The organism is Paenisporosarcina sp. TG20 (assembly GCF_000286315.1).
GTDB lineage: Bacteria > Bacillota > Bacilli > Bacillales_A > Planococcaceae > Paenisporosarcina.
The window spans coordinates 1-610 of the sequence record NZ_ALJG01000017.1 but is presented as its reverse complement, the minus strand read 5'-3'; the positions used below and the strand labels follow the sequence as shown (position 1 = coordinate 610).

Sequence of the window (610 nt, the reverse complement as noted above, 5' to 3'; positions counted from 1 at the left end):
TGTATGCAACTGGACTTAAATAGCTTAATGAGCTATGCGAACGTTTATTGTTGTACCAATTCACGTAATCAAAAAGTTCAAGTGCGAGCTGGGCAAGGGTAGGAAAGTGCATTCCGTTGATGAGCTCTGTCTTGAGTATTTTAAACGTTGCCTCTGCCACCGCATTGTCGTAAGGGTTGCCCTTTCGACTTAAGGATCTATCAATCTTGTGTTTAAGTAATAACTCGTCTATAGCTACATTCTTAAATTCCGACCCTCGGTCGGTATGAAAGACATTTACGTTTCCAAGATCTTGTTTGACCGATGCGAATGCGCGCTGAACTAAAGCTGAGTCTTTTCGCTCTCCTATGCTGTACCCAACAATTTCACGGTTGTATAAGTCAATCAAAAAGCAGATGTAATTCCAGCGTTGCCCTACCCTTACATAGGTAAGGTCGCTCACTAATACCGAAAGTTCCTTTTCTACTTTAAAATCACGATTGAGCACATTGCGATAGGACTCTTCGTTAGGAGCAGAGGTCATTGGTTTATATGATGGTTCTGTGTATTTCGACTGGATGTCTAGCTCCGCCATCAGGCGTCCAATACGGCGTCTCGACACAGTAAGTCC

At 43.1% G+C, this 610-nt stretch carries 1 protein-coding gene; it reads right to left on the bottom strand.

Features of this window, described 5'->3' with window-relative positions:
- A partial coding sequence (locus B371_RS0100090; RefSeq protein ID WP_019412344.1) for an IS3 family transposase occupies positions 1-610 on the bottom strand: 610 nt, incomplete at both ends.